This is a genomic window from Bradyrhizobium sp. WSM4873, assembly GCF_055811355.1.
In genome coordinates this window covers 1-14,195 of the sequence record NZ_JBVVPS010000063.1, presented here as the reverse complement: position 1 = coordinate 14,195, position 14,195 = coordinate 1, and the positions used below count along the sequence as shown (strand labels likewise).

Below are 14,195 nucleotides of genomic sequence, written 5' to 3'. Positions count from 1 at the left end.
CCGTTCTATGTTGGGTGTGTGGCTTTGCGCGCCGTCGACCCCAGAGGCCCGGCCCCCCCCCCCCCGGGGGCGGGCCGGGGCGCCCGGCCCCCCCCCCCCCCCCCCCCACGCCCCACCATCCCGTGACGAAGAAGGCGAGCACGCCGCGGATGGGCAGGAACATGAAGGAGACGAGGATGATAGGCCAGTAGTTGCGCTTGCTCGCCGCCTTCATGGCGATCAGCGATGTGATGATCATGACGCCTTGTGCGATCACCACGGTGGTCGCGACGAAGCTCGGGCCGTTGGCCTGGCCTTCGGCGACCGCCGCCAGGCCATAGAGCGGCACGATGGCGGCATTGCCGAGATGGAATAGCGCGAGCGCCAGTGCCAGCACCAGCAGCGCGCGGTGCTTGAGCAGCATCGTGAGGGCGTCCGGCGCGCTGTCGGGATCGTCCTCCTTGCTGCCGCGCGCGGCGCGATCGTCGATCGCCTTGGCCGGGATCATCATCACGCAGGCGATCGCGATCGCGCCGAATATTGCCGCGAGCACAAACACGGCGACATAGCCGAACTTGTAACCGAGATAGCCCGACAGCGCGGCGCCGACCATGTTGCCGGCATGGTTGAACGCCTGGTTGCGGCCGTTGAGTGCGTTGAAGCCCTTCTGTTTGGCGATGCCGAGCGTGATGCCGGTTACCGCCGGCACGATCGCGGCGCTCGCAAGCGATTGTGCGACCTGCGAGAACGTCACCGCCCAGAAATTCTGCGAGATCAGGATGATCGCGGACGCGAGCACCACGCAGATGCCGGGAATCACGACCCACATCCGCTTGTTGCGGCTCGCGTCGATGAAGCCGCCGATCGGCGTCGTGATCAGCATGCCCGCGACATTGCCGATCGTCATCGCCGTGCCGATCAACCCGCTCGCCCAGCCGCGCTCCTGGAGAAATACGCCGACGAAGGGGCCGATGCCCGACTGCATGTCGGCCATGAAGAAGTTGAGAGCGAACAGGGGCCAGATACGAGACGAGGAGGGGGACCGCGATGTCATCGATACCAAAACGTGGTCTCAGCCGTGAGTCGGCGGGTGGGACATGATCCTTTCAGCCAATCGTTCTGGCGCGGACGAGAGTTTAACGGGCGCTGCTCGGGTTGGTTCCAGGTTTTGCCCGGTCGGTGGGGCTTGCGGTCACGGCCAGCAATTCCTTATTGACGTTGGATCGTCCCTGTCGGGAGTACGGCATGCCTCTCTGGACCTGCGAAACCTGCGGTGCGCAATTTCCGGGTGGCGAAAATCCGCCCGCGTCCTGCCCGATTTGCGAGGACGAACGGCAGTACGTCGGCTGGAAGGGGCAGACTTTTCTCACGCGCGAGGCGCTCTCGGAGCGTCACCGCGTCGTCTGGCGCGACGATCTCGGCCTGACCGGCATCGCGCTCGAGCCAAGCTTTGCCATCGGTCAGCGGGCGCTGCTGGTGCCGCTCGCGGACGGCTGGGTGATGTGGGACTGCGTACCGCTGGCGACGCCGGACGCGATCGCGCATGTTCGGTCGCTCGGCGGGTTGAAGGCGATCGCGATCTCGCATCCGCATTACTATGGCGCGCTCGCCGATTGGAGCGAGGCGTTCGGCGGGGTGCCGGTCTATCTGCACGCCGATGATCGCCAATGGGTAACGCGTCCGCATTCCTCGATCGTGCAGTGGACCGGCGAGAGCCATCGCATCTCCGACGATGTGCTGCTGCTGCACACCGGCGGTCATTTCGCCGGCGCCACCATGCTGCACCATGCGCGCGGTGCGAACGGAAGGGGTGCGCTGCTCACCGGCGATATCGCGCAGGTGACGATGGATCGCCGTTTCGTCAGCTTCATGTACTCTTATCCGAACTACATGCCGCTCAACGCAGCCGCGGTGCGACAGATTGCGGCTGCCGTCGAGCCCCTGGCCTTCGAGCGCGTCCACGGTGCCTGGTGGGGCCGCAACATCGCCGCAGGCGCCAAGGCCGCATTCGCGGCCTCTGTCGCGCGCTATCTGGCCGCCATCGCCTGAGCCGGCGCGCGACCGGATTTATCTTGCCGCTCCATAATAAATGGACTATAAGTACAGTTATTGAGCGTGACGCGACGATGCGTCTGCGGGACCGGCATGATCAATGCATCGCTGTTTCCGCGGCGCGCTTGCCGCGGCGAGCGGGAATTCGGTCCATGACGGCAGGGCGCGACTACGAGATCTTCGAGGCCGGGGACGTCACGCTCCGGTCCGGGGCCGTCGTCCCTTCGCTCAAGCTCGCCTACAAGACCTACGGCACGCTCAGTCCGGACAAGGACAATGTCATTCTCTATCCGACCTCGTTCAGCGCGCAGCACACCGACACGGAGTGGCTGATCGGCCCCGACGGCGTGCTCGACCCAACACGCTACTTCATCGTGATCCCGAACCTGTTCGGTAACGGCCTGTCGTCCTCGCCGTCGAATACCGCCGCGCCATTCCCGATCGTGACCTATCACGATGCCATCGCGGTCCAGCATCGGCTGCTTGCCGAGGGGTTCGGTATCTCGAAGCTTGCCCTGGTCTATGGCTGGTCGATGGGCGGCATGCAGGCCTATCACTGGGCGGCACTGCATCCCGATATGGTCGAGCGGGCGGCTGTCGTCTGTGGCAGTGCCCGCTGCGCGCCCTATAATTACATCTTCCTGGAAAGTGTGAAGGCCGCGCTGACCGCCGATCCCGCCTTCCGCGACGGCCGCTTCGTCGAGAAGCCCGTCGCGGGCTATCGCGCCATGGGGCGCGTCTACGCGGGTTGGGCGATGTCGCACGGTTTCTATCGCGGCGAGATCTGGCGCGAAGCGGGCTTCACCTCGCTCGACGACTATCTCGTCCGCACCTGGGACGCGGCGTTTGCCCGGCGCGATGCCAACGATCTCCTGGCTCAGATCGGGATCTGGCAGAACGGCGATATCAGTCGCTGCGCCACATTCAACGGCGATTTCGATCGCGCGCTCGGTGCGATCACGGCCCACATGCTGCTGATGCCCGGTGCGACCGACCGCTATTTCGACGTCCGCGACAACGAGGACGAACTCGGCCGGCTGGTCGACGCGCGCTCTGCGGTGCTGCATCCGATCCCGTCGCTGCACGGACATCGCGCCGGTAACCCCGTCAACAATCCGCGCGATCAGGCCTTTATCAAGGCCGAGATCGCGGAGCTTCTCGGCAAGTAGGACAGGCATCCGATCATGAGCGACGCAACGATTTCAGAGTCCGGCCATCGCCTGAAGCCGCTGGCGCCGGCGATGCTGCGCGAATTGTCGGTGCGCTCCAACCTCAGGGGCGCCGCGCAAAGCCTCAGCCATTACGGCCTGGTCGTATTGGTCGGCGCGCTGATCTGGAGGGTCTCTTCGACCTGGGGTATCCTTTGGGCGTTGCCGCTGATGGCGGTGCAGGGCTATCTCGTCGCCTTCCTGTTCATGGCCGTGCACGAGACCGCGCACAAGACCGCGTTCAAAAGCCGCGGCCTCAATCTCGCCGTCGGCTATCTCTCAGGCTTCATCATCGGATTGCCTTACGAATATTACTGCCTGTTCCACTGGGACCATCACCGCTACACCCAGGATCCGGACAAGGACCCGGAGCTGGTCGTTGGCGTCAAACCGAAATCCGACACCCAGCTCGCGCTCGCCTATAGCGGCGTGCTTCAGGTCGCCGGACGCCTGCGGCTGATGCTCGGCCATGCCGTCACCGGCAAGGTCATCGTGCCCTGGATTCCCGAGAACAGGCGCGCCATCATCGTCGCCGAGGCGCGCGCCTACGCCGCGCTTTATGCGTTGCTGCTCGTGCTGTCGCTATGGTTCTCGTCGGCGCTGCTGCTCTGGGTCTGGATCGTGCCGCTGATCGTTGGGCAGTTCTTCCTGCGGCCCTATCTCTACGCCGAGCACACCGGCTGCGAGCGTACCCGCAGCGCATTCCAGAACACGCGCACCACCTACACCGGCGCGATCGTCAAATGGGTTGCGTGGAACATGCCCTACCATGTCGAGCATCACGCCTATCCCTCGATCCCGTTCCACGCCCTGCCAAAGCTGAACGGAATCGTCGACGGCGAGATCGTCCATCGTGGCCGCGGCTACATCAGGACGACGCGCGAGACCTGGGCCTGGTTTCGCCGGCAGCGACAGGGTTGCTAAGAGAAGAAAATTCGACGCGCAAAGGCCCCGATCGCGGTGCGATCGGGGCTTTGCCGTGAATGCGAGATATCAGTAGATCCCGTACGCGCACACGTTCACGACGCGGACGCGCAGGCCGTGGCGGGTCTGGACGACGCGCTCCTGATAACAATTGTTGACGCCGCTGTTGACGTAGACCCCGCCAAAGCCCCAGCTGGGACCCCAGTGATGGTGGAAGCCGTGGGCCGACGCGGCGGTGGGGGCGAGAGCGGCAACGCCGAGCGAGCCGGCAGCGATCAGACCAAGTGCAAGCTTACGAAACATCTTCATTCTCCAGTATGGCGCAAAGGGCCGTTGTTGTGTCCCTGCATCTCGGTCGAGCCGAAACGCGGATGCGTTCATGCGGGGAGGGGAGAATCGTGTTTCAGGAGTGTTTCGTCGGTCGCGGCGCGTTGCGCCGCCGTCCTGTTTTCCGCGCCGCGCGATAGCGCACAGCCATCGCCTCTGTCAGCTCGGCCATCTTCTCGCGCAGATCGGCCGGCTCCAGCACTTCGGCCTCTGGCCCGAGCCGCAACAATTCGGCCGCGGCATGCCACGACGTCTTGCCGGTCGGCACTCTGGCAATGCGCCAGCCGTCTGCATCTGCGGTCTCGTCGAGCTGCGTACGCGCCCTGACGTAAGGCTGGCTCAGTGCGTCGAGCAGTTTCACGCCGAAGGGCGACAGCCGGACGATCGCGACGTTGGGATGCATCTCGGCCTCGAGACGCAGCGTTGCGTCCCGCCAATAGGCGGCGAGATCGAAGCCGGCGGGTCGCTCACAGCGATCGTCGAGCGCCGTGCAGTCGAGCACGCGCGCGACGCGATAGGTTCGCACGCTGCCGTCGACCAGACCTGCGAGATACCAGCTGCCCCCTTTCAGCACGAGACCGAGTGGCGCGACGCGGCGCTGCTTCTCGGCGCGCCAGCTCTGGTAGCGGATCTTGATCAGTGTCCCGCGCAGGGTCGCGGCGGCGATGGTGCGCAGATGCTTTGGCTCTTCCGCCTCGCCGAACCAGCCCGGCGCGTCGAGGTGAAAGCGCTCCTGCATCCGTCCGGCGTCTTCGCGCAAATTAGCGGGCAGCGCGGCCATCAGCTTGTTCTGTGCAGCAATCATCGCCGCATCCAGCCCGAACGCCGCCGCCGGGCCCGGCAATCCCGCCAGGAACAGCGCTTCCGCCTCGCTCTGCGACAGACCGTTCAGCCGCACGCGATAACCGTCGAGCAGGCGATAGCCGCCGTCCGCACCGCGGTCGGCATAGACAGGGACGCCGGACGCCGCGAGCGCGTCGATGTCGCGGTAGATCGTCCGCACCGAGACTTCGCAGGCCTCGGCGAGCTCGGGCGCGCTGACCTGCCCCTTGGCCTGAAGGGTGGTGAGGATCGACAGCATCCGGCTCGCGCGCATGATTCCTTAAATCATACCTGACACAAGATGTCAGGTATGATCCGCTACAACGGCCATCGCCAGCCGGCCAGATGGAGACCGCCATGACCGATCCGAACCGCATCACGCTGTATTATTCACCGCAAAGCCGGGCCACCGGCACGCGGGTGCTGCTTGAGGAACTGGGGGCGCCTTATGATCTTCATGTCCTCAACATGAAGGCCGGCGAGCAGCGCCAGCCGGCCTATCTCGCCATCAACCCGCTCGGCAAGGTGCCGGCGATCGGCTACCACGGGCAGCTTGTGACCGAGCAGGTCGCGATCACCATCTATCTCGCCGATTTGTTTCCGGAAGCCGGGCTGACGCCCGCCCTGAACGATGCCCTGCGCGGCCCATATCTGCGCTGGATCGCCTATTACGGCGCCTCGTTCGAACCGGCCCTGATCGACAAGTTCATGCAGCGCGAGCCTGCACCGATTACGCAATCGCCGTATGCCGACTATGACACCATGCTCGGCGCGCTCGAGGCGCAGCTGTCGAAGGGACCGTATCTGCTCGGCGAGCGCATGACGGCCGCGGATGTGCTGTGGGGCGTCGCGTTCAGCTGGACCATGATGTTCGGTATCGTGCCGAAGAAGGATGTGTTCGTCCGCTATGCCGAACGGATGACGGCGCGGCCGGCGTTCCAGCGGATCACTGCGGCCGATGCCGAGATGGCGGCGCAGCATGCCGCGGCGGCTGGACCGTGAGCGGGCATGTATCGGTGAACGAGCGGTGCGTACCTGAAATTCAGTGTCGTCCCGGCGAAGGCCGGGACTCATAACCACAGGATTACGTTTTGCGAAAACCCGGAGTTACCAGTTCGCCCTACAACTTCTTCCTTGGGAGTATAGGTCCCGGCCTTCGCCGGGACGACACCGAGGAACGGCGGCTGCAGCTCCGCCCCCTCAAAACCGCGGCGGCCGCTTCTCCGCGAAGGCCTTGATGCCTTCCTTGATCTCGTCGCCGCGCATGCTGTCGCGGTGGCGCTGGTCGGCGGCTTGCTCGTCCAATTCGCCGCGGGCGAATTCGTTGATCGCGCGCTTCATGCCGCGCATCACCTGCGGCGCGTTGCTGGCGAGAATCGCAGCGAGCTTGTCGACCTCCTCATCCAGAAACTCGACCGCCACCATATCGGTGAGATAGCCGATCCGCAGCATCTCCGGCGCGCTGATCTTTTGCGCGGTCAGGAACAGCTTCTTCGCATTGTCGACGCCGAGCCGCGTCACGTAACGCTTGATGCCGCTGCTGTAGTAGTGCAGCCCGAGGCGTGCTGCGGGCATGAACATCTCCGCGGTATCGACGCCGATGCGGAAGTCGCAGGCGAGCGCGAGGTCGGTCGCGCCGCCATAGACGCCGCCATTGAGCCGGCAGATCGTGGGGACGCCGAGATCCTCCAGCCGGTTGACGACCACCTCGAAGGCGGAGCCCGCGCTCTGCTGTTCGCTCGCGCTGACCGCGCGCTCGGCAACGGAGTTGAGGTCATAGCCCGCGGAGAAGGCGCGCCCGGTGCCGGTCAGCACCAGCACGCGGATATCAGGATCGGCCTCGACCCGATCGAACAGTTTGACCAGTTCGCCGAGGTCCTCGGCCTGGAGCCGGTTGAGATGTTTGGGACGGTTGAGGCGAATGGTGGCGCGTGCGCCAACGAGTTCGAGCACCGGGCCGGTGGCTGCGTCGGTGATGTCCGACATTCTTGTCTCCATTTATTTGCTTGTCGCCATTTATTTGTTTTCGAGCGTGCGCCGCTTCGCCTCGGCATCGATGGTCTCGGCGAGATCGGGATGCCGCGCCATCAGCACGCGGAAGTCGACGAGGTCGAGCACAAGAAGCCGCGACACCTTGGTGGTCGAGACATTGGCGCCGCGCAGATTGTTGCCGAGCAAGGCCATCTCGCCGAAGAAGGCGCCGTCGCCGAGCCGCACCTTCTTGCCGGGCAGGTCGACCTCGACCTCGCCGGCGGCGATGAAATACATGCAGTCGCCCTGCGCACCCTTGCGGATGATCATGGTACGCGCCGGCAGCTCCATGGTGCGCAGCATGTGGGTGACGTCGGCGATGGCTGCCGGTCCAAGCGCCGCGAAGAACGGCACCTTGCTGACGGATTCCCAGGTCTTGAGGAAGTTGTCGCGCCGGGTTTCCGCGGCAAAGCCGGTTGCCAGGATACCGGTCCAGAGGCCGAACACGCCGAGGCCGGAGATCATCACCAGCGCCGCCACCATGCGGCCGAGCGGCGTCACCGGCACGACGTCGCCATAGCCCGTCGTCGTCAGGGTTGCGACGGCCCACCACAGCGCGGCCGGCACGCTGCCGAAAGTCTGGGGCTGCACGTCCCGCTCCAGGAAATATTCGGCGACCGAGGCCAGGAAGACCACCATCAGGAAGATCACGAGCACGCTGACCAGCGGTCCCGATTCCAGCACCAGCACGCGGCGGAGCTGCCGCAGGCCGGGAATGCCCGGCACCACTTTCAGCACCCAGAGCACGCTGAGCAGCCACGCCGTCCTGGGCTCGATCCCCAGAAACAGCGCGGCCGGCACGGCCAACGCTCCAACCGCGTCGACCAGCCCGGCGGAGGAGGACATGTAGAGTGCTAGGCGGCCCTGTCGCGCCATATGGCGCAGCCGGACCACCCATTCGAACACGAAGTAGACGAGGCAGGTCCAAAGCAGGGCATCGACCCAGCGATGCGCCGTCTCATAAGCCGGGTTGACCGTCAGGAGCACCATGGCGAGCACGCCGACGGCGACGGCCACATAGGCCGCCCTGGTCATGTTGCGGCCGGCCGTGGCGGCCGCGAACTGGGCCAGAGCGGAGATCAGCGGCTTGGACATGCGGGAAGGCGGCTCGGTTGGTCTTTGCGGTCCCCGGCTGGAACCTCGGTGCCAAAGTGCCTGCCCGGGCCGAGGCCGTCAACGACGGGCGCGGCTGCGGGCCACGTGCCGCTACTTGAAATGCGGCGGTTCGTCGTAGCCGCGACGGCTGCTGAAGAACAGCAGCACCATCAAGCCGATGCCGACAAGAACGGAAAACCCGGCCCCCAGCGCCAGCGCCACATAGCCCTCCGTCGGAATCGGCTCGCCCTCGACCGCCATCGCGGAGTAAGCGAAATAGCCAACCGCGGCCAACATTCCCAGCAGGAAGATGATGAGGAGTGCACGCATGGCGCGGTCTCCGGTTGTATTCGGGAGCAAACGGTTGTGGACGGGGACGGTTCCCGGACCAGGGTCCCCGGTCGTTCGCAGACGTGCCGGCCAGGCGTTGCCGCCGATACTCAAACCGATAGGTCAGGCACTCTGAGCTGTCTTCACCACCACGCTATTACTTTCGTCGTGCTGGGCAGGGGCCACATCGTGCGCGGTCTTATCGCTCTCGCCCGCATGGCGCTTGAGGTAGTCGCGGCGCATGCCGATCTCGTCGCGGACGAATTCGTAGCCGAGCTTGAAGGTGTCGAGCCCGTCGGTACTGATCGTGCCGTCTCGCAAGCCGATGACCGCGCCGCGCAAGATGCCTTCCAGCTCGTCCTGGAGGCATTCGAGCTGGTCGAGCGAATGCGCGTGTTCGATCCGCTCGCCGATGTCGAGAATGGCGGTGGAGAGCTCGCTGGCCTTCTCCGGCGCGATCCGGGTGATCTTGGCGTAGATCGCGGCGAAGATCGAGCCGATAACGCTGAGCGCGGCAGCGCCCAGATACATCAGGTCGCTGTACTTATCCATGAACGACTTGGTGTCGTCATTGATGTAGTCGGCCGCCCCTTGATGCGCCATCACGAAGGCGTCCTTCTCGACGGAGGCGGGCTCGATTCTGCTGGCAAAGCCGCCGTCGAGCCCGAGCGCGGACTTGTTCTCGTAGACGGTGCGCGCGAGCTCCCCGGCCGCCGTCGGCGACATCCTGGATTGGGCGACCAGCAACCATTCGAGCCCGATCGTGTCGAGATCGTCGTCGGGAATTTCCGGCGATGCAGACAGCGTGCCAGCAGTCAGCGTCTCGTTGGAAATGCCAGGGATCTTGCGCGCCAGCGCCTTCGCCTCGTCAATCGCGTTCAGCGTGAAGCCGCCGCGCCTGGCGACCTGCTCATACGCCTTGTCTCGCACCGCCCTGGAGGCGTGGACGATGGCGACGACCGCGCCAAAGCCGCTTGCCGGCGCGAACAGCTTGTCGAGCGTTGCGCCCGGCGGCGCCATCTGGATTTTCGCTGCGTCCGCGCCGTCGGGAATGTCGAGGATGCCGCGGACGAAGGCGAGCGCGGATTCGTTCTCGGCCAGGACGGCCACCTTCTTCTTCTTCAGTTCGGCGAGCGACTTGATCTTCTTGTTTCCGGGCCCGAGCAGCAGCACGAGATCGTGCTCGAGGATCGCGAGCGTGCGTGCCCGCAGCGGCACCTTGGCGTCGGTGCGCAGCACCGCGAGGTCGGCCTGCTTGCGGTCGAACTGGGCGATCGCCTTGGCGTTGTCGGCGTTGTTGACGATTCTGATCCGGAAGCGCGAGGCGTTGTTCTTCAGGACGGCGGCGAGCTTGGCTGCGAACAGGGCCTCGTCGCTGTTGGGGGTGCCGACGGCAAAGGTCAGCGTCTCCGAATTGTGCACCAGCATGCGACCGCCCCAGACGGTGGCAAGCGACAACAGCAGGGTCAGCACGACGTAGAGAAAGACCTGCTGCTGGTTGGTCTTGATCACCTTGGGGCGCCGGGGCGGTGGCTCGATCGGCGATGAGGTCGGGCCCTCAGTACTCATGGCAGCACTCTGGCCTTATGCTTCCGGTGGCGGGCGGCTTGCGGATGTGATCGCTGCGGTCGCCCTGCAATTCGTAAACGTCTGAAAAAAGAACGATATTCTCTGCTGACGATGATAGCGCGCAGGCCGCGGAATGCAAATTCCGAGCCGAAGGTAACCTTACTCAACCCGGCCCTGGCGATTGGTCATCCTATCACCAGTTAGCCACAGTTGGCGATTTTCCGGTTCCCCCCGGCTGCATTCCGTCGCGGGAGATGTCATAAATCGCAAGTCCCGGCGATTTGACCGGTCCAGGAAGAGATTGCGCTGAACGCTCCAATTCTTCTTGTCACGTCAACGAGGGCGCCTTGTCGTTTCCACCCCTGTCATCGGCGGTTCCGGTCGAAGCCCTCATTGGTTGGATGTTGCTGCTGACGTTCAAGCACATCATCGCCGATTTCGTCCTCCAGACCGCCTGGATGGCCCACGGCAAGGACCAGAAGCACGGCTGGGCCCTGCCGCTCCTGGTGCACTGCCTGGTTCACCTTGCGGTTGCGCTGCCGCTGATCCTGATCGTGGCGCCGAAATTCTGGTTTGTGGCGTTGATCGACTTCGTGATCCACATCACGATCGACCGCGCCAAGGGCCTCGTCTCGGCCAATTTCGGCGTCGATCTTGCGCATCCCTGGTTCTGGACGCTGATCGGTGTCGACCAGGCCCTGCACCATCTGACCGGCTTCGGCCTCTCCATCTTCATGGCGGCGAACTGAGGGACGGCGGCCCTGGTGGAGTGGCGGCCGGGCCTGCATGATTCGAGACGGCGCTTTGCGCCTCCTCACCATGAGGGGTGAGTCTTTCAGCAGAAGCAGACCTCATCCTGAGGGCCCGCCGAAGGCGGGCGTCTCGAAGGATGGCCACAGAGAAAACCCTTTCCAGCCCATTGATTCGTGGCCCACGTGCAAGCACCCCGGGTGACTACCGGGCAGCGTGGTTAACCTTTCATTAGAGAATTGCACTGCATCTTCCCCCACGAGGGAGAACTGCAATGTTTTCAAGCCGCGATACCTTTGAAAGCGATTTCTGCCCGGTCCGCGACGAGCTCCTTGGCGAGATGTACCGCGCCAGCGAGAGTGGCCTGCCGAGGCTGGTTGAAAGTGTTTCCCCTGACGCGCGCGCCAGGCTGGCGCTGTTCTGCTATCGCCGCAGCCATCTGCACTCGCTGGCGGTCGCGATCGCCGGCAGCTGTAATGAGCGCGACCTGATCGAGAACGGCGGCCGTGTCGGTTCGACGCTCTACGCGCTTGCGCGCGAAGGCGCGGCGAAATCGTCGCCGTCGCTGTCCGGTGGCCGCAAGCCGATCACGCTGTCGACCAAGCCGCTCTCGGTGCTCGCGCCGCTGGACGACGAGATCGACGACGAGATCAGCGAAGCCGTCCCAGCCTAAACGCTCGCGATAATCGGCAGCCCGAATTTCCGTCGCGCCATCGCGCATTCGGCATCGCCCGGCATGCACGTGCGGCACACCTCCGGCCGCACTGCGTAGATGCCGCACGCGGTCGCTTTTCCGATGTCCCCCTGCAACGCCGAACAGCGATCGCCTTCGCAGCGCATGCCGGATTGGCGCGCGTTGACGAGCGCTTCGGGAATCGCGGCGAGCTCCTCGTCGCTCTCGATCGAGAAGCGCGGCCAGTTCGCCGAATAGCCGCAGCAGGCGCCGCAACTCTGGCAACAGCTCGACAGGTCGATGGGGGCGTTCTCATCCATCGTCACGTGTCCTTCACGTATCCTTGGGCGGGCCCCAGACCAGGCTCTGCCGCCATTTCGCGCGCAGCACGTCGCGCCTTTCAGGATATCTCTCGTCGGGATAGCTCGCATCCACCACGCGGTCGGTGCGGAAGCTGCGGAAATCGCCGCGCAGCTCGCACCAGGCCGCGAGCAGGCGCACGGCTTCGAGATAGCCGATCGAAATCGGCCAGATCATGCGCTCGCTGGCGCGGCCCTGCTCGTCGCGATAGCGCAGCATGATCTTCTTGCCTTCGTGGATCTGGGTGCGCGTGCGTGCCATGTCCAGGCGGTCCGGTTCCCTGTTCCAGCTCGGCCGGGCCCGGCTTGCCGGCTCCAGCACGAAGGGACGCAGGCGCTCAGGGACAGTGTCGGCGATCTTGGCCATCAAGTCTTCAGCCGCGCGCGCCAGCGCGGGATCGGCATGGCCGGCGACCCATTGCGCGCCCAGCACCGCCGCCTCGATCTCGTCGGGTGTCAGCATCAAGGGCGGCAGGTCAAAACCCTTTTCCAGGATGTACCCCATGCCGGCTTCACCGCGGATCGGCACGCGCTGGCCGATCAGCGTGGCGATGTCGCGATAGATCGTGCGCTTCGAGGTCTCGAGCTCGGCCGCGATGGCGTCCGCCGTCAGCGGCTTACGCGTGCGCCTCAGCACCTGGATGATTTGAAACAGCCGGTCGGCGCGTCTCATGACGGGTCTCTTGTCGCTGGTTTTCAGAGGGTGGCGCGCGGCTGCTGACAGGATGTTGGCAGCAGGGGAGTTCTATACCGGGTCAACACGTCGACTGAAGAGGATTTGTCCATGATCATTCCAACTCATTTCGGCTCGGCCACTGCGCTGTGGCGGAGCCAGCCTCTACGAGTCCCGCCTTTGCAAGTCCTGCGATCGCAAGTCCTGCGTTTGCGAGTCCGAGCTTGGTCCGTATGGGCGTTCGGCCGCCTCGTATCCCTTGATCTCATGGTCCTCGACCTTCGCCTTGCGCTCGCGACCGTGGTGGCTCGCTTCCTGGTCCAGGCCGCGGACGCGCTGGTCCGTCATGTCATGGCCCGCGCCTGGCGGGGGGCCCGTTTCGCAGAAGATATCACGGCTGCTGCCACCATGGTGGCAGCAGCCCGCGGCTAAGTTCCCTCAACTCTTTCGGTCGTTTCAGGAGAGCCTTCATGATCACGCTTTATGGCTTTGGCGCCGGCTTCGGCCTGCCGGAAATCAGCCCCTTCGTCACCAAGACGGAGGTGCAGCTCAAGATGGCGGGCTTGCCGTACCGGAAGGAGCGGGCGATGCCGCCCGCCTCTCCCAAAGGGCAGCTGCCTTTCATCGACGATGGCGGAGAGGCGGTGGCCGATTCCACCTTCATCCGCGCCCATATCGAGCGCCGCTACGGCTTCGATTTCGACGCCGGTCTGTCGCTTGCCGAGCGCGCGCAGGCTTGGGCATTCGAGCGCATGATCGAGCATCACGTTTATTTTGCGCTGGTCGGGGCGCGCTGGGTCGACCCGGTCAACTTCGCCAAGGGGCCTGCGCATTTCTTCGACGGCGCGCCGGAGCATAATCGCGAGAAGTTGCGCGAGGATGCGCAATTCCGCGTCGCCGAGAACTATTTGCTCTCCGGGCTCGGACGGCACGCGCCCGATGACGACGTCGATCTCGCCGTGCGCTCGCTTTTTGCGCTCTCGGTGCAGCTCGGCGACAAGTCCTATCTGATGGGCAACAAGCCCTGCGGCGTCGATGCCACCGCCTTCGGTGCACTCGCCGGGATCCTGACGCCGTTCTTCGAATCCGCCCTGCGCAGTCGCGCCGAAGGATTTCCGAACCTCACCGCTTATGTCGATCGGATGATGGACACTTACTATCCGGAGTTCGCCTGGACCCCGCTGCGGCAGGCGGCCTAATGCCTGATGGAATGAGACTCATCTAGCGCCGCGAGAAAGGTGCGTTCCCTCCCCCCTTGTGGGGGAGGGCTAGGGAGAGGGGTAGCCCAGGAAAAGGTACTCGTTGCCGACGATGCACTGGTCGGTGCGCGACCGAAAAAATCCCCGTGTGGCACCCCCCCCCTCCCTGCCCCTCCCCCACAAGGGGGGAGGGAACGGAGAGAG

General features: G+C 64.7%; 17 protein-coding genes. 8 read left to right on the top strand and 9 right to left on the bottom strand.

The window, feature by feature from the left end; genetic code table 11:
- On the bottom strand, positions 1-1,033 hold a 1,033-nt coding region (locus AC0L21_RS36860), incomplete at its 3' end, for an MFS transporter (protein WP_473266818.1).
- 191 nt (positions 1,034-1,224) lie between these two features.
- Here AC0L21_RS36860 and AC0L21_RS36855 point away from each other — a divergent pair.
- From AC0L21_RS36855 to AC0L21_RS36845, 3 genes are all read left to right on the top strand, one after another.
- Positions 1,225-2,028 (top strand): MBL fold metallo-hydrolase, encoded by an 804-nt coding sequence (locus AC0L21_RS36855; protein ID WP_473266816.1) that lies wholly within the window; start codon positions 1,225-1,227, stop codon positions 2,026-2,028.
- Between the two features lie 155 nt (positions 2,029-2,183).
- The gene (locus AC0L21_RS36850) at positions 2,184-3,200 is read left to right on the top strand and encodes an alpha/beta fold hydrolase (protein WP_473266814.1); all 1,017 of its coding nucleotides are present in this window, start codon (positions 2,184-2,186) and stop codon (positions 3,198-3,200) included.
- A gap of 15 nt (positions 3,201-3,215) precedes the next feature.
- The gene (locus tag AC0L21_RS36845; RefSeq protein ID WP_473266812.1) at positions 3,216-4,163 is read left to right on the top strand and encodes a fatty acid desaturase; all 948 of its coding nucleotides are present in this window, start codon (positions 3,216-3,218) and stop codon (positions 4,161-4,163) included.
- Positions 4,164-4,232: 69 nt separating this feature from the next.
- Here the strand turns inward: AC0L21_RS36845 and AC0L21_RS36840 are convergent, their stop codons facing one another.
- Together AC0L21_RS36840 and AC0L21_RS36835 are read right to left on the bottom strand one after the other, a co-directional pair.
- Positions 4,233-4,466: a hypothetical protein gene (locus AC0L21_RS36840; RefSeq protein ID WP_007599629.1), complete on the bottom strand. Its 234-nt coding sequence runs from the start codon at positions 4,464-4,466 to the stop codon at positions 4,233-4,235.
- A 100-nt stretch (positions 4,467-4,566) separates the two neighbouring features.
- Positions 4,567-5,586, bottom strand: a complete 1,020-nt coding sequence (locus AC0L21_RS36835) for a helix-turn-helix transcriptional regulator (RefSeq protein WP_473266809.1) — start codon at positions 5,584-5,586, stop codon at positions 4,567-4,569.
- Between the two features lie 83 nt (positions 5,587-5,669).
- On the opposite strand from AC0L21_RS36835, the gene AC0L21_RS36830 reads away from it, so the two are divergent.
- The gene (locus AC0L21_RS36830; RefSeq protein ID WP_473266807.1) at positions 5,670-6,314 is read left to right on the top strand and encodes a glutathione S-transferase family protein; all 645 of its coding nucleotides are present in this window, start codon (positions 5,670-5,672) and stop codon (positions 6,312-6,314) included.
- A gap of 198 nt (positions 6,315-6,512) precedes the next feature.
- Here AC0L21_RS36830 and AC0L21_RS36825 read toward each other — a convergent pair whose 3' ends face one another.
- The 4 genes from AC0L21_RS36825 to AC0L21_RS36810 all read right to left on the bottom strand — a co-directional run bounded on the left by AC0L21_RS36825 (position 6,513) and on the right by AC0L21_RS36810 (position 10,337).
- Positions 6,513-7,298, bottom strand: coding sequence for an enoyl-CoA hydratase/isomerase family protein (locus tag AC0L21_RS36825; RefSeq protein ID WP_473266804.1), 786 nt, complete (start codon positions 7,296-7,298; stop codon positions 6,513-6,515).
- 30 nt (positions 7,299-7,328) lie between these two features.
- Positions 7,329-8,438: a cyclic nucleotide-gated ion channel gene (locus AC0L21_RS36820; protein ID WP_473266802.1), complete on the bottom strand. Its 1,110-nt coding sequence runs from the start codon at positions 8,436-8,438 to the stop codon at positions 7,329-7,331.
- A gap of 111 nt (positions 8,439-8,549) precedes the next feature.
- A complete protein-coding gene (locus AC0L21_RS36815) occupies positions 8,550-8,768 on the bottom strand; it encodes a hypothetical protein (RefSeq protein WP_007605264.1) in 219 nt (72 codons plus the stop codon).
- Between the two features lie 123 nt (positions 8,769-8,891).
- Positions 8,892-10,337 (bottom strand): TAXI family TRAP transporter solute-binding subunit, encoded by a 1,446-nt coding sequence (locus AC0L21_RS36810; protein ID WP_473266799.1) that lies wholly within the window; start codon positions 10,335-10,337, stop codon positions 8,892-8,894.
- Between the two features lie 401 nt (positions 10,338-10,738).
- Between AC0L21_RS36810 and AC0L21_RS36805 the strand changes: the two genes are divergently transcribed.
- Positions 10,739-11,086, top strand: a complete 348-nt coding sequence (locus AC0L21_RS36805; protein WP_018458457.1) for a DUF3307 domain-containing protein — start codon at positions 10,739-10,741, stop codon at positions 11,084-11,086.
- Between the two features lie 275 nt (positions 11,087-11,361).
- Complete coding sequence (locus AC0L21_RS36800; protein WP_473266796.1) at positions 11,362-11,760, top strand: hypothetical protein; 399 nt, start codon at positions 11,362-11,364, stop codon at positions 11,758-11,760.
- Here the strand turns inward: AC0L21_RS36800 and AC0L21_RS36795 are convergent.
- Positions 11,757-12,080 (bottom strand): YkgJ family cysteine cluster protein, encoded by a 324-nt coding sequence (locus AC0L21_RS36795; protein WP_473266794.1) that lies wholly within the window; start codon positions 12,078-12,080, stop codon positions 11,757-11,759. The genes AC0L21_RS36800 and AC0L21_RS36795 overlap by 4 nt on opposite strands.
- 13 nt (positions 12,081-12,093) lie before the next feature.
- Positions 12,094-12,792 (bottom strand): helix-turn-helix transcriptional regulator, encoded by a 699-nt coding sequence (locus tag AC0L21_RS36790; RefSeq protein WP_007599649.1) that lies wholly within the window; start codon positions 12,790-12,792, stop codon positions 12,094-12,096.
- Positions 12,793-12,903: 111 nt separating this feature from the next.
- On the opposite strand from AC0L21_RS36790, the gene AC0L21_RS36785 reads away from it, so the two are divergent.
- Positions 12,904-13,224, top strand: coding sequence for a hypothetical protein (locus AC0L21_RS36785; protein WP_473266792.1), 321 nt, complete (start codon positions 12,904-12,906; stop codon positions 13,222-13,224).
- Positions 13,225-13,262: 38 nt separating this feature from the next.
- Positions 13,263-13,991, top strand: coding sequence for a glutathione S-transferase family protein (locus AC0L21_RS36780; protein WP_473266789.1), 729 nt, complete (start codon positions 13,263-13,265; stop codon positions 13,989-13,991).
- The last annotated feature ends 204 nt before the right edge of the window (positions 13,992-14,195 follow it).